15 protein-coding genes are annotated in these 18473 nt (G+C 38.9%); 6 read left to right on the top strand and 9 right to left on the bottom strand.

Annotated features, from left to right (window positions below):
* The first annotated feature begins 165 nt into the window (after window positions 1–165).
* Together gltB and JXQ92_RS05555 are read left to right on the top strand one after the other, a co-directional pair.
* A complete protein-coding gene (gltB, locus tag JXQ92_RS05560) occupies window positions 166–4620 on the top strand; it encodes a glutamate synthase large subunit (RefSeq protein ID WP_421985604.1) in 4455 nt (1484 codons plus the stop codon).
* Window positions 4620–6047, top strand: coding sequence for a glutamate synthase subunit beta (locus JXQ92_RS05555; protein WP_421985603.1), 1428 nt, complete (start codon window positions 4620–4622; stop codon window positions 6045–6047). Before gltB ends, JXQ92_RS05555 begins: the two co-directional genes overlap by 1 nt.
* Here the strand turns inward: JXQ92_RS05555 and JXQ92_RS05550 are convergent, their stop codons facing one another.
* Window positions 6048–6758 carry an SGNH/GDSL hydrolase family protein gene (locus tag JXQ92_RS05550; RefSeq protein WP_421985602.1) on the bottom strand — a complete coding sequence of 237 codons (711 nt, stop codon included), beginning with the start codon at window positions 6756–6758 and terminating at the stop codon, window positions 6048–6050. It abuts the gene before it with no gap.
* Window positions 6759–6766: 8 nt separating this feature from the next.
* Window positions 6767–7528, bottom strand: a complete 762-nt coding sequence (locus JXQ92_RS05545; protein WP_421985601.1) for a TlpA family protein disulfide reductase — start codon at window positions 7526–7528, stop codon at window positions 6767–6769.
* Window positions 7529–7635: 107 nt separating this feature from the next.
* Here JXQ92_RS05545 and JXQ92_RS05540 point away from each other — a divergent pair, with 107 nt between their 5' ends.
* On the top strand, window positions 7636–8013 hold the full coding sequence (locus tag JXQ92_RS05540) for an iron chaperone (RefSeq protein ID WP_421985600.1): 378 nt from the start codon (window positions 7636–7638) through the stop codon (window positions 8011–8013).
* 77 nt (window positions 8014–8090) lie between these two features.
* Window positions 8091–9212 carry a PQQ-dependent sugar dehydrogenase gene (locus tag JXQ92_RS05535; RefSeq protein WP_421985599.1) on the top strand — a complete coding sequence of 374 codons (1122 nt, stop codon included), beginning with the start codon at window positions 8091–8093 and terminating at the stop codon, window positions 9210–9212.
* A 3-nt stretch (window positions 9213–9215) separates the two neighbouring features.
* Here JXQ92_RS05535 and JXQ92_RS05530 read toward each other — a convergent pair whose 3' ends face one another.
* Both JXQ92_RS05530 and JXQ92_RS05525 read right to left on the bottom strand, forming a co-directional pair.
* Window positions 9216–10106, bottom strand: coding sequence for a DMT family transporter (locus JXQ92_RS05530; RefSeq protein WP_421985598.1), 891 nt, complete (start codon window positions 10104–10106; stop codon window positions 9216–9218).
* Window positions 10107–10181: 75 nt separating this feature from the next.
* On the bottom strand, window positions 10182–12383 hold the full coding sequence (locus JXQ92_RS05525; protein ID WP_421985597.1) for a DUF5916 domain-containing protein: 2202 nt from the start codon (window positions 12381–12383) through the stop codon (window positions 10182–10184).
* Window positions 12384–12688: 305 nt separating this feature from the next.
* Here JXQ92_RS05525 and JXQ92_RS05520 point away from each other — a divergent pair, with 305 nt between their 5' ends.
* Window positions 12689–13759, top strand: coding sequence for a sensor histidine kinase (locus JXQ92_RS05520; RefSeq protein ID WP_421985596.1), 1071 nt, complete (start codon window positions 12689–12691; stop codon window positions 13757–13759).
* A 1-nt stretch (window position 13760) separates the two neighbouring features.
* Window positions 13761–14483 (top strand): LytR/AlgR family response regulator transcription factor, encoded by a 723-nt coding sequence (locus JXQ92_RS05515; protein WP_421985595.1) that lies wholly within the window; start codon window positions 13761–13763, stop codon window positions 14481–14483.
* A gap of 4 nt (window positions 14484–14487) precedes the next feature.
* Here the strand turns inward: JXQ92_RS05515 and JXQ92_RS05510 are convergent, their stop codons facing one another.
* From JXQ92_RS05510 to zwf, 5 genes are all read right to left on the bottom strand, one after another.
* Entirely contained in the window at window positions 14488–14967 is a 480-nt protein-coding gene (locus tag JXQ92_RS05510) for a lipocalin family protein (protein WP_421985594.1), read from the bottom strand.
* 81 nt (window positions 14968–15048) lie between these two features.
* Window positions 15049–15666: a protein-tyrosine-phosphatase gene (locus tag JXQ92_RS05505; RefSeq protein WP_421985593.1), complete on the bottom strand. Its 618-nt coding sequence runs from the start codon at window positions 15664–15666 to the stop codon at window positions 15049–15051.
* 18 nt (window positions 15667–15684) lie between these two features.
* A complete protein-coding gene (locus JXQ92_RS05500; RefSeq protein ID WP_421985592.1) occupies window positions 15685–16158 on the bottom strand; it encodes a DUF6428 family protein in 474 nt (157 codons plus the stop codon).
* A gap of 76 nt (window positions 16159–16234) precedes the next feature.
* On the bottom strand, window positions 16235–16939 hold the full coding sequence (gene pgl / locus JXQ92_RS05495) for a 6-phosphogluconolactonase (RefSeq protein ID WP_421985591.1): 705 nt from the start codon (window positions 16937–16939) through the stop codon (window positions 16235–16237).
* Window positions 16940–16942: 3 nt separating this feature from the next.
* A complete protein-coding gene (gene zwf / locus JXQ92_RS05490; RefSeq protein ID WP_421985590.1) occupies window positions 16943–18472 on the bottom strand; it encodes a glucose-6-phosphate dehydrogenase in 1530 nt (509 codons plus the stop codon).
* Between the last annotated feature and the right edge of the window lies 1 nt (window position 18473).

Genomic DNA, 18473 nt, shown 5'->3' with positions numbered 1-18473 from the left:
TCAGTAGTATAAGTTAGGTAATTGTTGTTTTGGATATCATATTTTCTGTTGAATACGGTTTTCACAAAACAATCAAAGAAGGTAAATTCCTTAGTCAATTTAATCTCCTTAGAAGAGAATCTGTGTAAACGTTTCCCAACGTTTTAATTCAAACAGTCAAATCATATGAATAGAGGTTTATATCGTGAAGAATTTGAAAAAGATGCCTGCGGAATTGGGTTTATAGCTCAAATAGATAATCAAGCATCGAATGAAGTTGTAAAAGATGCATTGATAATGCTTCACAGAATGGAGCATAGAGGTGGCGTAGCAGCCGATGATATGACTGGTGACGGTGCTGGAATTACAACTCAAATCCCCCACAACTTTTTTAGAAATGAGGCTAAGAATCAAGCTATAAGCTTGCCAACTAGAGAAAATTATGGTGTGGCTATGGTCTTTATGCCTAAAGGGTTAACGCATCTATATGAAGCTATTGTTAAAGATGCACTAGAAGAATTGAACCTAGAATGTATTTGGTCAAGAGCAGTAAAAACGAATAGCGATGAGTTGGGAGAAATTGCTAAATCGAATGAGCCTCAAATTAAACAGTTCTTCATCCAAGGAAATGCAATTTCAGGACGTGAGCTAAATAGAAAACTATACATATTTAGAAAACTGACCGAATATAAAGCTAGAGGTAAAAAGCAATTCATGGAGTTCTATATATCTTCATGTTCAGCCAGTACCCTTACATATAAAGGAGAGCTAAGAACATGGCAGTTAGATGATTACTATGATGATCTTCAGCATAAACAATATATTAGCTCATTTGCAATTGTGCATTCTAGGTTTTCTACCAACACATTACCAGAATGGCGCCTAGCACAGCCGTTTAGGTTTATTGCACACAATGGCGAGATTAATACGATTAAAGGAAACATAAATAAGATGCTCTCCAGAGAGGCACTCTTTAAAAGCACCTGCTTTACTTCAAAAGAATTAGATGTTTTACTTCCTATTTGCCAAGCTGAATTTTCCGATTCGGCCAACCTTGACATGGCGGTGGAATTGCTTGTAATGGGAGGAAGAAGTCTTGAAAGAGTAATGGCTATGCTAGTACCTCCTGCTTGGCGAGAAAATGAGGAAATCACACGAGAACTGGAAGCTTTTTATGCCTACTATGCCACATTTTTAGAACCTTGGGATGGCCCAGCCGCACTTTGTTTTTCAGATGGAAACGTTGTAGGGGCATGCGTGGATAGAAACGGATTAAGGCCAACAAGATATTCAATAACCAATAAAGGACGAGTAGTATTCGCTTCTGAAACAGGTATTGTAGACTTAAAACCATCCGAAGTCATTAAAAGAGGTAAACTCAAACCCGGTCAAATGCTTCTGATAGACTTAGTAAAAGGAACTTTTGAGGAAGATGAAGTAATCAAGAAAAGGTTGAGTCTTGAATATCCGTACGCCAAATGGAATGAACAATTATTACTGCCACTAGAGAAAGTTTGTGAGGCAGATTTGAATTTAAGCATTGATAAAAAGGGCCTGATTACTGACCAATTACTCTTTGGTTATTCAAGAGAAGACCTAAAGTTTATTCTTCAACCGATGGCCTCTAAAGGAACAGAACCCATCGGTTCAATGGGCAATGACACGCCATTGGCGGTATTTGCGAAAAGAAATGCACATATATCTAACTATTTCAAGCAGCTTTTTGCGCAGGTGAGCAACCCGGCGATTGATCCTATAAGGGAAAAATCGGTCATGTCATTAGTTACCTACTTAGGACAATCAAATAATCTACTTGAGGATAATGACCCAACCTCTAGAAAATTGGTTTTAGAACACCCTATTCTAATGCCCAATCAATTAGCGGCATTAAAAGAGTACAATGCCTTAAATTTTCAGGGAGGAGAATTAAGTGCCGCTTACGCTAAGGATGAGTGTACTTTAGAACAAGCACTCTCAGAATTATCTGTCCGAGCAGAAGTTCTGGTAAGGCAAGGCATCAACTTATTGGTGATTTCTAATGCACCAATTTCAGGAAAACTGTCTATTCCATCTTTATTGGCTACAGGTGCTATACATCATCATTTACTTAGCGTAGGTTTAAGGTCTAGAACAAGTATTATTGTGGAAGCTGGTGACGTACTAGAAACGCATCATTTTGCTACACTAATTGGATTCGGCGCATCCGCCATATGCCCATATTTAGCCTTAAAGAGCATTGCCGCTGACGAAAATACGGAGACTAGTCACTCAATAGCGCAATACATTAAAGGAATTAACTACGGTTTAAGAAAGATCCTTTCAAAAATGGGGATATCAACTTTACAGTCTTATGAGAGCGCACAGATTTTTGAGGCGCTGGGGCTTTCGAATGAAGTAATAGCCAAATGCTTTAAAGGAACTGTAAACCGTATTTCTGGAAAGGGATTTAAGGAATTGGAACAAGAAATAGTAGAAAATCACCAATTAGCCAGAGATAGAAAGGAGATAAATAAACACTTAAATGAAGGTGGTATTTATCAATGGAGAAAGGAAGGAGAAGCACATTTATTCAACCCTAAAACCATTCATCTACTCCAGAAATCTACTAAACTCAACGATATAGAATTGTTCCGAGCCTATTCTAAAGAAATAGATGAGCAAGAAAAAGCGAATGTCACACTGAGAAGTCTTTTTGATTTTAGGCAGACCCAATCAATTCCTCTAAATGAAGTTGAGGATGCTTCTCAAATTATGAAGCGTTTTGCTACAGGTGCCATGTCTTTTGGCTCTATTTCAGAAGAAGCGCATACAACTATTGCGAAAGCAATGAATCTTATCGGCGGTAAATCGAATAGCGGAGAAGGAGGAGAAGATGCCAACCGTTTTAAACCAGATAAAGATGGTTTATTAGCGAGGTCAGCCATAAAGCAAGTAGCATCAGGTCGATTTGGAGTAACAGCACATTACCTAGTAAACGCTGATGAAATTCAAATTAAAGTGGCGCAAGGTGCTAAGCCAGGAGAAGGAGGGCAGTTACCTGGATTGAAAGTGGACGAGAATATTGCTCGGATCAGAAATTCCACTCCAGGAGTTACTTTGATTTCGCCACCGCCACATCATGATATCTATTCAATTGAAGATTTAGCACAGTTGATATTCGACTTGAAAAATGTGAACCCCAAAGCAGCATTGAATGTCAAACTAGTCGCAGAGGCAGGTGTCGGAACCATAGCAGCAGGTGTGGCCAAAGCAAATGCAGATAATATTCTGATTTCTGGACATGATGGTGGAACGGGTGCCTCACCATTGGGGTCCATTCACCATGCAGGTATCCCATGGGAAATTGGTCTAGCAGAGACACATCAAACTCTATTGCGTAATGGTCTGCGGAAACGTATAAAATTGCAAACTGACGGTCAAATAAAAACGGCTAGAGATATAGCGATTGCCACAATATTAGGCGCTGAAGAATGGGGTGTTGCCACTGCTGTTTTAGTGGTTGAAGGCTGTGTAATGATGAGGAAATGTCATCTAAATACCTGTCCTGTTGGGATCGCTACACAAAATACAAAGTTGAGAAAGCTGTTTACGGGAAAGGTCGAGCATATCGTTAACTTCTTTACACTTATGGCTGAGGAAGTAAGAGTTATTATGGCTGAATTAGGTGTTAGAACGATTAATGAACTTGTTGGACGCACTGATTTACTCAAGTTTAACAAGGATAAAGCTAAAGGATCAATAGGTGATTTGGACCTAACAGCAATACTTGATAATCCTTTTACAAACCAAGGAGAAGCTCAATATAAAAAGGAGCCACAGCCTAGTCGTATTGATGAAATCTTAGATCATCAATTGATTCAACTAGCACAGCCTACGTTCAAACATGCTGAAAGAGTTCGCTTTGAACAAACAATTGTTAGTGAAGACAGAACTACAGGAACAATGTTATCAGGGAAATTTGCCGAGCAATATGGAGCTGAAGGCTTGGCAGATGGTACTATTACTGTTGATTTTTCTGGAACAGCCGGTCAGAGTTTTGGCGCTTTTCTTAGTCACGGTATAACATTTAACCTAGAGGGCGAAGCCAACGACTATGTGGCTAAAGGTCTTTCCGGAGGTAAATTAGTGATATATCCATCTCCAGAAAGCAATTGCAAAGCAGCTGATAATTTACTCATTGGTAATGTGGCGCTTTACGGCGCAACAAGAGGTAGACTATATGTAAACGGTCAGGCTGGAGAACGTTTTGCCGTGCGTAATTCAGGTGCAAAAACAGTTGTAGAAGGTGTTGGCGATCATGGATGCGAATACATGACTGGTGGACGAGTTATAATACTCGGAGAAACAGGAAAGAATTTTGCCGCAGGAATGAGTGGTGGAATTGCCTATGTATTTGCGCAAGACTTCGATTTTCATAAACGCTGCAATATGGAATTGGTAGAATTGGAATTTCCAGAGGATGACGACTACAAATTCCTCTTTGAAATGATAGAGAAACATCAAAGATATACCAACAGCGTAAAGGCCCTAGAAATATTAAGTCAATGGGAATATGCCAAGGAGCATTTTGTAAAAGTAATCCCTACAGAATACAAAAGGGTGATGAACAGGAAAAGTAACTTCAATAAAATCATAGCCTAATGGGAGATATTAAAGGTTTTTTGAAACATACCAGGATTGCTAAAAAGAAGCAATCACCAGAAGAAAGAAAGAATCACTTTCGAGAATTTTCCATTGCCTGGAATAAAGGCCAATACGTGGAACAGGCGAGCAGGTGCATGGACTGCGGAATACCATTCTGTCACGATGGTTGCCCACTAGGAAACAAAATTCCCGATTTCAATGATTCAGTTCAAAGCGGTGACTGGAAAGGTGCATGGGAAGTTTTAAAGTCAACGAATAATTTTCCTGAGTTTACGGGTCGAATTTGTCCTGCTCCATGTGAAGCGTCTTGTGTATTAGGACTCAATAATCAAGCGGTTAATATTGAGCATATTGAAAAAGAAATCAGCGAAACGGCTTTTGCCGAAGGCTGGGAAAAGCCCATCATACCAAAAGAAGAAACAGGTTTTAAAGTAGCAGTTATTGGTTCTGGGCCTGCAGGTTTAGCAGTTGCAGATGAATCACGTATGAAGGGACACAGTGTCACTGTTTTCGAAAGAGATGAAAAACCAGGTGGATTGCTGCGTTATGGCATACCAGATTTTAAGCTAGATAAGTCAGTGGTGAAAAGGCGCATAGACTTAATGAAATCAGCAGGAATTGAATTTAAAACCGGAATTGAAATAGGAAGAGATATAAGTGCAAATGAATTAGAGCTAATGTTTGATGCCATTGTTCTATGTACTGGCTCAACTATACCAAGAGACTTAAAAATAGAAGGTAGAGCGTTACAAGGTGTCCATTTTGCCATGGATTATTTGAAACATCAAAACCAACTGATTGCAGGTGAAATGCAAGAAATCAATTCTACTTATGACATGCGAGGAAAACAGGTTTTGGTTATAGGTGGAGGTGATACAGGAGCCGATTGTGTGGGTACAGCCAATAGACAAGGTGCCGTTCAGGTTACTCAAATAGAGCTGCTAGACAAGCCGCCAACTGCCAGAACTTTGAATAACCCTTGGCCGGAATGGCCAATGGTGCTAAGCACTTCCACATCTCATGAAGAAGGAGTCGATAGAAATTGGGCTTTATTGACAAAGCGTTTTATTGGCGAAGCAGGAATGCTTACGGGCGTTGAAACAGTCAAAATTAAATGGATTGACAAAGCCAGTTTTCAGTATGAAGAAATTCAGGGGAGTGAAGAGATTTTACCTTGCGATGCTGTCTTTCTATCGATTGGGTTTTCAAAACCTGAAACGAATGGCATAGTAAAACAATTCGATCTGACACTTGATCCTTCTTCAAATATAAAAGCGAGTGGTTTTAAGACTTCTAAACCAAATGTTTTTGCAGCTGGTGACTGTCGAAAAGGGCAATCTTTGGTGGTATGGGCAATTGCTGAAGGTAGAAAGGCCGCTGTAGCTGTCAATCAATATTACGAAGCAATGGTTGCCAAAGTATAATTACTTGGACTTTATAACGGATTGAATAATTGGTTTTAAAACGTTTTCCATTATGGTATAACCAGCTTTATTCGGGTGTACAAGGTCTTCTGCGGAAGTATATTCTGGCACTTGTAAACCACCATTTCCATCTTCCATAGCACCGAAAAAATCAACGTAAGTGAAGTTATTGGCTTCAGCATAAGCTTTTATGATACTATTTAGCGCTGGTATTTTGGTTAAGGGCTTCATGCCAGGTTTCCAGGGGTAATCTTTCGCAGGAAGCACAGAACACAACAATACTTTTATCCCATTCTGTTTGGCAATAGCCGCCATACTCATAATATTATTCGCAATTTCCTCTAAAGAAACTGGACCAGAGTTTTGAGCTATGTCGTTAGTGCCAGCAAGTATTACCACAACTTTTGGTTTCAAGGCGACAACATCTGCATGAAATCTCAAAAGCATCTGATGTGTCACTTGTCCACTAATTCCTCTGCCTATGAAGTTGTTATCCGAGAAAAAGGTAGGGCTATAAGAAACCCATGCTTCAGTAATTGAGTTGCCCATAAAAACTACACGATTTTCATCTGCAGCTGGTGAAAGAAGGGCAGCATTTGCTTTTTCATACCTCATGAAATCGGCGTAATCATGAATACTAAATTCGTTTTGTGCCATTAAACAGCCAGAATAAAAAGTTAGTAAGAAGAATGCAGTATTGAATCTGTTCATAGCAGATGTTATTTTTTGAGTAGCTCATTGATTTTAGCGTCCACCTCTTTTGCAGTATTACTGCTATAACCAGATTTAAAATATTGGATATTTCCCTCTTTATCAATGATGCAATGTGTGGGATAGCCTTGTATGCCGTATAATTCAGCAATAGATCGGCCGTCAGGGACAATGTCATATTCAAAAGCTTTTTCAGCTAAAAAACCTTCTAAAGGTGACTTTTTATCTAAAGCAACAGCGACAAACTTAACAGCTTGACCTTCATACTTTTCGACAATTTCATTTAATTCAGGCATCTCTAAAATGCATGGTTTACAGCCGATGAACCAGAAATTAACCGCTATAACAGACCCTTTTAATGCTGAAATGTCAATGCCTTCACCTTCCATATCTACCGTTTTAAAAGTATTTGCCGGTGTACCAACTAAAGCAGCAAGTGCCTTTTGATCTTCCTTAAACTTCTGGATGCTTTGCAATTGAGCTTTTGAAAAAGCTTTAATGTGCATAGCAACTACCTTTCCTTTCTTATTGCCATAGAAATCCTGAAAGTATTTCTGGCTACTCAATAGTTTAGCTGCCTTTTTTTGATCTATTATTTTTCCATTAGGTCCATAATAAATAAGATCATTTGGAGAGAAGTTTTGGTTCTCCATAACCTCTTTCATCGAAAGAACCTTCCACTCTTTGGGAAATTCAATCTTAACCTGACCTTGAGCGGTATGTATACCAAACCAAGTCAAAAACAAGAGAAGAAATACTGTCTTTTTCATGCTTGCTGTTTCTAGATCAAAATATAGTGAAATTCTTAGGAAGAGTACTTTTAAAGAGGTGGGACTCACCCGTTTTATTCTATACAATTGATTAGCTAACTTACAGTATGCAATATGATGTAAAAGATCCAGCGGCCTACATAAAGGCGCTTGAACCTGATTGGAGGAAAGATAAACTACTTGAATTAAGGGAGATCATAAAAGGCAGTTTGCCTGAATTAAAAGAAGACATAAACTATAAGATGCTTTGTTATAGTAATTCTAAAGGTGAAATCTTTCATTTAAATGCTCAAAAGAATTATGTAAGCCTATATGTAGGCGATGCAGCTAAAATAGATTCCACAGGGGAGTTGTTAAAAGGCATTGACGTAGGTAAGGGGTGCATTAGGTTCAAGAAAAGCGTACAAATAAACGAAACCCGGATCAAGGAATTCATTGTGAAAACCGTTGATTTACGAAATAAGAACGTTGATATTGGCTGTTGATATAAATTTCATAACCTTCTTATTTATCTCATAGTTTTAATACTTAAGTATTGCTCAGAAAACTAAAACCAAATAAAATGCACTTCAAATTAGTAACCACACTTATTACCGTTCTCGGCTTTTTAGCTTGTGATACTCCAGAATTAAACAATTCAGATCAGCCAACAACTAAAGCCGTAACCGCTGAATTAGTCACATCTGAACTGGCCAATCCATGGGGGATGACTTTCCTGCCCAATGGAGATATTTTGGTTACAGAAAAGAGCGGTGCCATAGTAAGGGTTTCCAATGGAGAAGTCGTTAATAAAGATGTAAAAGGAGGTCCTAACGCTATTTCTCGTGGCCAGGGAGGGTTACTAGATATTGAATTACACCCTGATTTTGAATCCACCAAATGGGTCTATTTTACATTTGCAAGCGATGAGGGCGAGGGTTCTGGTGCCATGACAGCGCTTTCGAGAGCACAATGGAACGGAGAAAGTTTCGATAACCATACAGTGTTATACAAAGGCTCTCCAAATACAAGGGCTGGGCAGCATTTTGGAAGTAGAATCGCATTTGATAATGACGGTTACGTTTATTTTTCAATTGGCGATAGAGGTAATCGAGATAATAACCCTCAAGATATTACCCGCGATGGCGGTAAAGTTTATCGACTACATGATGACGGGCGTATACCAACTGATAATCCATTTGTAAGTATAGATGGTGCGAAAAAAGCCGTTTTTTCCTATGGGCACAGAAATCCGCAGGGTATGGCTAAAAATCCAATGACTGGCGATATTTGGGCGCATGAGCATGGACCACGCGGTGGAGATGAGGTGAATATTATTGGTAAAGGAAAGAATTACGGATGGCCTGTAATTACCTATGGTATAAACTATAGTGGTAGCAAAATCACCGATGAACAAGCTAGGGAGGGTATGGAACAACCAGTGACCTATTGGGTGCCTTCAATTGCCCCCTGTGGTATGGCTTTCGTTAGTAACTCAAAATATACTGGCTGGGATGGTAACCTGATTGTCGGATCATTGAAATTCTCATATCTAGTGAGGCTAGTAATTGAAGATGATAAGGTAGTCAAAGAAGAAAAGATCGCAGAAGGTATCGGTAGAGTAAGAAATGTAGAAATGGGCAATGACGGATATCTATACGTCGGCGTAGAAGGTAAAGGTCTTTACCGATTGCTACCAGAATAGTACTTACTTGCCCTTTTTAGCTAGCGCAAAGTAATTTCCTAAAAGCAATAATAGCATGCCAAGTGCAGTGTAAACGGTGAAGTTAAACCCTTCTAAAAGGGTTGATATGGTAACCGCAATCAAAGGCAGTAATACAATGGCATATGCCGCTCGATCTGGCCCAATTTTGCTAATCAGTGTTAAATAGGTAACAAACGCGATTATAGATCCAAAAATGGTTAAATAACTCAGTGAAAGTACATATTCAAGACTTGTGTCAAAGGCAAATTCCTTTCCAAGACCAAGAGCAATCGCCAACATCATCAAACCACCATAGCCCATACCATAAGCAGTTGATTGAATCACCGGGATTTTCATTTTAGAATTGCTAGCTGAAACAATATTCCCCAGACTGGCACTGGCAACCCCAAGAAAACAAAGTAAAATACCAGTCATTGTATCTCCACTAGCATCAATTGACTGTAACTCATCTTTAAAAATTATAATCGTTCCCACTAGTCCTAATAAGGCCCCAGAAATTACCTTAGAAACTATTTTAAGCTTCAAAAATATGGCACCAAAAATCATATTGAAGAATATAATGGTGGAGAATGCTACAGCTACTAAACCGCTATTGATTAATGATTCTGATTGATAAACCAGCCAATAGTTTATGCCGAATAAAAGCGAGCCCTGAAGCCCAATTCTGGCATGTTCTTTCCAAGAATACTTTAATGGCTTTTTTTTGATGAAACAGTAAGTAAATAGGATAAAAGCGCCACCTAAAAATCGATATGCTACAGAGAGTAATGGATCAACTTTTCCTAATTGAAAAGTGATGACATACCAAGTGGAACCCCAAATAATGGCCGGAATAACAAAGAGGTGAGTGTTGCCATACGTGCGCTCATTCATGTTGTAAATTAAGCCAAACGAATGAGGTCTAGGAGATGCCTATTTGAAAATATTTGATAGTCCGGCACTAGGTTTTTACATATTGAGCCAGTAGGTCACTTTAAATACAATCTGACGATTTTTTATATTAAGGCCATCGTTCCCATAATTGTCTGTATAAACTAAGAAGAAGTCGGACATCGGTTTGAAACGCCATTGAAAGCGACTGAAGATATTATAGTTCTCAGATTGAGAATTGTATTGTATTGACGTTGTCCAGAACATGGTATTCGAAAAGCTAATTTCAGTATTGGCCCTGAAAAGGTGAAGTTTAGTTTCACCAAAGCCTTCGGCAAGTTCAACCCGGTTATATTCATAATTCACACCGAAAGTACCCCAAGGTTGTGCCCTAACATTTAGTCCTGTAGCAAGTCCGTATCGTGTACCATTGTAGAAATCTCCATAACGAAGAGTCCATTCTGTATTGAACACTTTTCGTCTATCTGTATTAAAGTTTATGTTATAATCAGTGAATTTGAAATTTGAGGCTGGGAGAGGAGTATCGGAGCCAATGAGGTTAGTCGCTACAGGAAGGTTTACCTCGGTAAAGAACCTGTTAAACCTTAATTCAGAGGTGTTTTTAAACATAAAATCGTAACCCAAGCCATGGTTTCGCTCATTCAAAGAACCATCTGGATTATTGTAGAGCCAGTGCCATGTTCTCGGTCCGTGTTGGTTTAAAATGCTTTTATCACTTTTTGGGAAAAACCTGTACACTGACCATACATTATTTCTTGTAAATCCCTTTCGGACGTTCAGTTCTGTAATTGCATCAAAATTGTTGATGCGGGGATTGAACCCTAGTTCGGTAATATAGTTTTCACCAACACGATCAAACGTCCATCCGCCCCGTAAATGTCTACCACGATAACCTCCAGATAGGCCATAATAGGTGTTTTTGCCAAGTTTTTCGTCAGTGGTAGCCGCATGAAACCTTACCGTATTATCCCAAGTGCCAGTAGGATGTACATAGTTGAATTCTAAACCTCCATTTCTGCCAAAATCGTCTCCGGCTTGCCGATTTATAAAGAGCGCTTTAAGCACCGACCTTTTTAGTACCTTTTGGTGAACGGCTGCTACGGTATAGTTATTGGCTAATGACTCATTGGTTTCTCCGGTCTGTATATTCATAACGCCTAAGCGCATATCCTTGGTAAGATTTCCTGTAAGCCGAGCGCCATAATTAATCGGCACTTGCTGACCTTCCGATAGCCCTATTGTTCTAGAGAAAAATGGTTGAATTTGCCAACTCCCAAAATTTGAGAATATATCTCCGTTCTCAAGGAAGAAGTTTCTTCTTTCGGGGAAAAAGATGCTAAACCTTGTGAGGTTCGTTACCTGCTGATCTACATCTACATTCGAAAAATCTGGGTTTAGTGTAAGATCTAAACTTAATGAGCCTGTTACGGCCACTTTAGCATCAATTCCAGCATCAAAGTCTTGTACATAGTTAGTTTCACCCTCAGCATCTTCAAAATCTCTTTGCGTGCCACCAGCTAGGTAAGGGATCAGTACTACTTTTCCTTTGGCCTTTTCAGGCTTCATTTCCCATTTGAGCGTGCCCATAAAGTTTAAATCAATGCCACCGTAGTTTAATGGGAATTGCGTCCAGGTAGAGAATTCGTTTCGTTTCATATCTCCACGAATGAAGTTGATCCCCCAGTCGGCTATTTGGGTATCGTATCGAAGCGTTTTCATCGGTATTGCCATTTCGACCAGCCAATGGTCGGCATACTGTTTTACTTCAGAATACCACTTGTTATCCCAGTTTTCATCAAACTCTGTTCTGCCGCCGTCTAAACTAAGAAGAGCCTCCATTTGAGCACCTCCAGCATTTACGCCGAAGAAAAAGCCGCTTTGCTTATTATTAAATGGATCGATGACTACCGTGAAATTATCGCTGTTCCAATGTGCATCGCGATTATCACGTCTTAATGACTGAACCACACGTTCTCCAGTATCGAAGAGTTTGGCTTTTATATAGATAAATTCAGCATCGTAGGTAGCCCATACTTCAGATAAGGCATTGGATACTCCCTGATCGGTAGGCCAGTGGTTAATGAACTGATTTATCTTTTCAGCATTATTCCAACCCAAGTCATCACCAGCTCCATCAATAGTGATAATTTCGCTAGTACTATTCAAGTTATAGGTAAATAAGTCTCGAGTTTCCGTTGATTCTTGCGCAATAATATTCGCTGTAATTAAAAGTAAAAGAAGGTTGAAAAGTGGTTTCATAGCAGAACGAGTTGACCGTTGGTATGATCGCGTATACTATGACTAGAACTTTAGGTTTGGCTTATTTCTACCTTTTAGACCAATGTTTACATGTATAAGATAAAGGGTGGTTTTTGCACTATTAAGTAGTTGGTCGATGTAAAGATTAACTTCAGGGGTCGAAGCAATCCTTACATCCAATTAACTGAAAGTTTGCAACTTATTGGATAAGTTTAAAGTTCGAATTGGCAATGGCCGGACGAATAATTAACTAAGTTAAATTCTGGTAATGCTTAATCTTTAGAATAGCTTCAATAGCTTTACTCATGCCTAAGATCAATTTTGAAAGACTCATGTTTGGTACACCACGGTTTATGTGGCATGTGATCTTTTGGCTTATCTACACCTCTTTTTTTGCGATTGTATATGGCTCTTTTGAAGAAGACTATCGCCGGCAGTTTCAACATGTTTGGTTAGATGCTATTGTTCAAATACCAGCGGTATATTTAGTGCTGTATGTGCTAATGCCCAAACTACTTTTTAAAGGTAAGTACGGCCAATTCTTTAGTGCACTGCTAGTAATTATACTTGTTTTTAGTGGCCTAAACTGGTTTGTCTATGTTTTAGTGCAAAAACCTTTGCTATGGCCGAACGACCCTTATCAGCCTATTTTATGGAATTTGGGTAAGATATTTAAAACTACTGCCAAGATTTATCCAGTAGTAGTATTGGCCATAGTTTCCAAGTGGTTCAAATACTGGTACGGACAAGAAAAGAATAATCGAAGGCTATCGGAAGAAAAGCTTCAAGCTGAACTTAAATTCTTGAAGGCACAAATTCACCCGCACTTTCTATTTAATACACTCAATAACCTATATGCTTTAACGCTTAAAAGCAGTAAAGAAGCCCCGGAGGTAGTATTAAAGCTTTCTGATTTACTGAACTATATGCTTTACGAATGTAGTGCAGACAGTGTGTCACTAGAAAAAGAAGTGAAACTGGTGAGAGACTATATTGCCCTTGAGAAAATTCGCTACGGCGATCGGTTAGAAGTCAACTTTAATTGCTCGCAACATATAGGCGATGTAAAATTGGCACCCTTAATGATTTTACCTTTTGTCGAAAATGCCTTTAAACACGGCGTAAGTGAAGAATTAGACCAATCTTGGATAGCGATTGACCTTAATAGAAAGGAAGATCAGCTAACCTTAAAGGTAGAAAACAGTAAAAGTATACAACATCAAGAAGAAGATCACTTTGAATACAAAAAGGGGATAGGTCTCAAGAATGTTAAAAGAAGGTTAGAAATATTATACGGAGAAAACTATCAATTGGACATCCATGAGTCTGAGGAGTCGTTTTTAGTTGTGCTCAAATTGAATTTAAAAGGTCATTAATATGAAATGTATCATCGTAGATGATGAGCCATTAGCACGTGAGGTGATTGAATCTTATGTTGCCAAAATAGACGGTTTGGAGCTGGTTGCTTCATGTGACAATGCCGTAAAGGCATTCGATATATTGAAGAAAGAGTCAATTCAGCTTATTTTTCTCGATATACAAATGCCCAAGTTGAACGGCATAGATTTTCTAAAAGTTTTACATCCACTGCCTAAGATAATTTTTACCACGGCCTATAGAGAATATGCCATTGAGAGTTATGAGCTAGATGTTATTGACTATTTATTAAAACCTATCTCTTTTCAGCGCTTTTTAATGTCGGTAAACAAAGCGATGAATGAAAATTCTAGCACAGTTGTAGAAGAAAATCATCCCGATGAATTAAGAACTGATCACCCTTATATTTTTTTAAAAGCGGACCGAAAAATGGTCAAAGTGTACCTAAAAGACATTCTTTATATAGAAAGCCTGAAGGACTATGTGCGGATAAAAATGCCAAACAAGGATGTGATCAGTCTTCAGAAAATTAGCTTTTTAGAGCAAAAATTACCCGAAGACTGTTTCATAAGAATACATCGCTCATTCATAGTTCCTTTCAAGAAAATTGAAGCCTACTCCAATAACATCATAGAAATAGCTGGTAACGAACTCCCGATCGGTAGAAATTATAAGGATAAAGTCTTAGGTATCCTCAATGGCGATAAATCTATATTAAGCTAAGTGCTTAACGCTTTACGCCGGAAATTGTCGATTGGCAACCATCAGAAGTAGAGCCGTCGTTCGACAAAGTCAAAGTGTTTCCAGTAATGGCATAAATAGCCGTTTCACAATCTCCATCAGAGCAAATAGTAATTCTATTCCCATCAACTGTGAAAGTTGATGTTTCAGATTCCGTTTCAGTTTGTGAAAGATTAGTAGAGAGTTCTGTAATAGTTGATACAAAGTTGGTTGTTAAGTTTCCATCGGCATCGATGACTAGGGTGGCTGATCCACATATTTCGAAGCCAAACTCTGTAAAACAGGTGATTAAGTTAGGTTCATTATCGTCAGGATCAGTACAGTTTACAGTAGTAATGTTGGTGACATCCCATGTGCCTACCAATTCATCGATTGGGTTAGTATCATCAGGATCACAAGAGAATAGAAAAGCTGTACTGATAAAAAGAACAAGAATAATACGTGTGAGTTGTATTGAGTTTTTCATTTGTAAGTTTTTGATTGTGTTGTTAATACAAATTTATGAAAAAGAGAATACAATTGTACCTAGGTACCTGTTCTCGATCGATTAGGCTTTAATTGTCTCTTTAATCTTATTGAAAATATATAGCATTTCAGAAGCTATTTGTATCGATCTGGCGCTATACATTTCTGCTTCTTTATCAGTTCCATCAAATGCTTTAGGATCTTCGTACCTCAAAGGAATACGTGCGTCCGTTCCTGGTATAAAAGGACAATTCTCGTCCGCATCGGAACAGGTCATTACGGCTGCAAACCCAGTTGACGGATTTATTGGATCATCGTAAAGCTTTGAAAATGTTTCTATGGTGCTATGATTGTCAGAAAACGACACTTTGTAGTGCGGGTTATCTGATATATCTCCAGTTGCTTTTAGTCCTTGTCTTTCTAAAGCTGCAATAGCTCTTTCGTTGAACGCCGTAACTTCAATTCCACCAGAATATGACTTAAGTGGAATGTTGTAGTGCGCTGCAGCTACAACTGCCCAAACTTGCGAGAACTGACTTCTGCGTGAATTATGAGTACATATAAAGTTTAACCGTAATTCACTCTCTTTTTGGAGCTGTTGTACACAATAGTCAACTAGTTTATCCAAAACAGCGTAACGACTGCTTGGGATTGAAGTACTAGCTGCGTTTTCGAGTGTCGCGATTACTTGTGGAAACATAAGAAAAGACCTTTTTATTTAACAACAACCGGAATTAGGATCGCAAGAGGTTTCCTTCATCCTAATATTTTTTAACCTGATTTTGGGTTTTTCTGCAGGCAATCCACACTTGTCGGGCGCAAGGCAATCTGTTTGTTTGTTGGTTAGGTTAAAGTTAGTACCATTGAATGATATGCCGAATTTGGAGATTGTCTCTGCCCCTTGATACTCTACTTCAACTTCAAAATCTCCCATATCCAACAATTTTTCCGACAAGGTTATAATGTCGTTTAATTTTTGAGGTTGTAATCGATGATCGACATCAATTGAAGACCAAAGTTGAAAGTTTACAACCTTTTCATCTCTCATGGTTCCACCACAATCGATAAAATTCTTTTGGATGATACCGACTTCCGTAATATGAAAGTGCGATGGAATAGGGGTGCCATCAGGTAATACAAAATGGAGTTCTGAAAGTCTGGTGAGCGAATTTTTTACTTCTGAGAGTTTCATGATCTAAGCTTAGGTTGTGTTTATTTTTAATATATTAACATATGTAATTAATAACATACATATATATTATTAATTATTATTTTGAAGAGTCTTCATCCAAAAACCAAATTAGTTCGCCGTGAGTAGGGGAAACATGGGCTGCTGGATAGGACTCAAAATTTCCAGATGCAGAAAATATCTCCGATAGTTTTTCTGCTTTACTGGCACCTGTAGCCAAAAAACATACTGACTTAGCATTGTTAATGACGGGTCCTGTTAGTGTAATGCGTTTTTGCCCGGAATCTGGGTTAATACCAATAGCACAGATACTAGCGCTTGTCATTAACTCTATTTCATGTGGAAATATAGATGCTGTATGACCGTCAGTACCGATTCCTAGAATGATAATGTCAAATTCTGGCAAGCCATCAACAATAGGTAGGTGCTCGGCGAGCAGTTGCCCATATCTAACAGCTTCTTCAGTGGGGCTGTTTTCACCCAGAACGCGATGAATGTTTGTTTCTGGGATATTAATTTTTGAAATAAGGTGATCTACCGTCATCTTATAATTGCTTTCATTGTCAGTAGGAGGTACACAACGTTCGTCGCCCCAATACAGCTGTATTTTCGACCAATCAATCTCTGAAAGGTATTTATCGGCAAGCAGGTTGAATAATATTTTAGGTGTAGAACCACCAGACAATGCTATGGAAAGAGTGTCTTGACTTTTATGCTTCGACAATAAATACTGTGCAAAACCATCTGCAGCAGCATTTGCATCTTTATATATCTGTTTTTTCATTACTTATAGTTCGCAATAATTACCGTCGTCAGTTAGGTTTGAGCATGGGTAGCGCCAATTCATATTTTCGCCCTCAATAAGGTTGTCTGCATTTTCTGGCCCCCATGTACCGGCAGGATAACCGTAGACTGGTATAGAATCGTCTTTCTCCCAAGCTTTAAGAATAGGATCTATAAACTCCCATGCAGCTTCGGTGCTATCACCTCTAGCATAAAGTGTAGCGTCACCTTGCATACAGTCCAAAATGAGCCTTTCATAAGCATCAGGTACATAAACATTGCTTAGCTCATCATATTTAAAGTCCATATTTACCTGCTCGGTATTGAAACCAGCACCAGGTATTTTCATATCGAACTTTAATAAAATGCCCTCGTTTGGTTGAATTCTAATCACGAGTACATTTTGCTGATTGGATAATGAGCTATCATGTGCAAAAAGGTGATGATGGTTTGGTTTGAAATGGATGACCACTTCAGTGACACGAGTCGGCATGCTCTTTCCAGTTCTTATATAGAATGGCACATCAGCCCACCGCCAATTATCAATGAAGAATTTCATGGCAACATAAGTCTCAGTTTTCGACTGATCATTTACGCCTTCTTCCTCTCTATATCCACTGATGGATTCGCCGCGTACTGTAGAATTTAAGTACTGCCCACGAATAACATTTTCTTTAATATCTTGATCGCTGTAAGCTCTGAGACTTTGGAAAACTTTCAATTTCTCATTCCTAATAGATTCTGCATCGGGGCGAACAGGAGGCTCCATAGCAACGAGTGCAACTAGCTGAAAGAGATGGTTTTGTATCATGTCTCTTAAAGCTCCAGAAGAATCGTAATAGCCACCTCTTTTTTCAACGCCTACATGTTCAGCAGCAGTGATTTCGATGCGGTGAATATAATTTCTGTTCCAAAGTGGTTCAAAGATGCTGTTGGCAAAACGGGTCACAAACATATTCTGAACCGTCTCTTTGCCCAAGTAGTGATCGATTCGATAAATCTGTTCTTCTGAGAAACTGTTTAGCAGACCTTTATTCAATGCTTTAGCCGAAGCTAAGTCATAACCGAAAGGCTTTTCTACAATTAATCGGCTCCAACCATTTTCATTGTTGTTTAAGCCATTTTCAGCCAAACCATTCGCGATGGTCTGATATAGACTCGGTGGCGTGGCTAAGTAAAAAATATAGTTGCTCTTGGTTGTGATTTCTTGATCAAGCGCCTCTAAACGGTTTTTCAACTGGACGTATGTCTCTGTATTCTTAGTGTCGACGGCCTGATAATAAACCATCTTTGCAAAACGCTTGAGGTTCTCCTCAGTAGCACCAGGCTTACTTTTTAAATGCTCGTTGTTGAAGACAACCTTGTCTCTATAAGCCGCATCTGTAAAACTTGACCTGCTTACGCCAATTACGGCATAAGATTCTGGTAGAAAACCTCCACAGAATAAATTGAATACTGCGGGGATGAGTTTTCTTTCGGTGAGATCACCAGAAGCACCAAAAATTACCAGTGCCTGATTGTCAGTTTTTTTCATT

The organism is Roseivirga sp., assembly GCF_049099775.1.
Taxonomy (GTDB): Bacteria; Bacteroidota; Bacteroidia; order Cytophagales; family Cyclobacteriaceae; genus Roseivirga.
Note: the sequence above shows the minus strand (reverse complement) of the source record. Positions and strands in the feature narration are given on the sequence as shown.

What these genes read in the sequence shown, in the direction of transcription:
- JXQ92_RS05525 (WP_421985597.1), bottom strand. Translation starts at nt 12,383, where the DNA reads ATGAAACCACTTTTCAACCTTCTTTTACTTTTAATTACAGCGAATATT.
- JXQ92_RS05515 (WP_421985595.1), top strand. Translation starts at nt 13,761, where the DNA reads ATGAAATGTATCATCGTAGATGATGAGCCATTAGCACGTGAGGTGATT.
- gltB (WP_421985604.1), top strand. Translation starts at nt 166, where the DNA reads ATGAATAGAGGTTTATATCGTGAAGAATTTGAAAAAGATGCCTGCGGA.
- JXQ92_RS05500 (WP_421985592.1), bottom strand. Translation starts at nt 16,158, where the DNA reads ATGAAACTCTCAGAAGTAAAAAATTCGCTCACCAGACTTTCAGAACTC.
- JXQ92_RS05545 (WP_421985601.1), bottom strand. Translation starts at nt 7,528, where the DNA reads ATGAAAAAGACAGTATTTCTTCTCTTGTTTTTGACTTGGTTTGGTATA.
- JXQ92_RS05535 (WP_421985599.1), top strand. Translation starts at nt 8,091, where the DNA reads ATGCACTTCAAATTAGTAACCACACTTATTACCGTTCTCGGCTTTTTA.
- JXQ92_RS05520 (WP_421985596.1), top strand. Translation starts at nt 12,689, where the DNA reads ATGCCTAAGATCAATTTTGAAAGACTCATGTTTGGTACACCACGGTTT.
- JXQ92_RS05530 (WP_421985598.1), bottom strand. Translation starts at nt 10,106, where the DNA reads ATGAATGAGCGCACGTATGGCAACACTCACCTCTTTGTTATTCCGGCC.
- JXQ92_RS05510 (WP_421985594.1), bottom strand. Translation starts at nt 14,967, where the DNA reads ATGAAAAACTCAATACAACTCACACGTATTATTCTTGTTCTTTTTATC.
- JXQ92_RS05505 (WP_421985593.1), bottom strand. Translation starts at nt 15,666, where the DNA reads ATGTTTCCACAAGTAATCGCGACACTCGAAAACGCAGCTAGTACTTCA.
- JXQ92_RS05550 (WP_421985602.1), bottom strand. Translation starts at nt 6,758, where the DNA reads ATGAACAGATTCAATACTGCATTCTTCTTACTAACTTTTTATTCTGGC.
- pgl (WP_421985591.1), bottom strand. Translation starts at nt 16,939, where the DNA reads ATGAAAAAACAGATATATAAAGATGCAAATGCTGCTGCAGATGGTTTT.
- JXQ92_RS05555 (WP_421985603.1), top strand. Translation starts at nt 4,620, where the DNA reads ATGGGAGATATTAAAGGTTTTTTGAAACATACCAGGATTGCTAAAAAG.
- zwf (WP_421985590.1), bottom strand. Translation starts at nt 18,472, where the DNA reads ATGAAAAAAACTGACAATCAGGCACTGGTAATTTTTGGTGCTTCTGGT.
- JXQ92_RS05540 (WP_421985600.1), top strand. Translation starts at nt 7,636, where the DNA reads ATGCAATATGATGTAAAAGATCCAGCGGCCTACATAAAGGCGCTTGAA.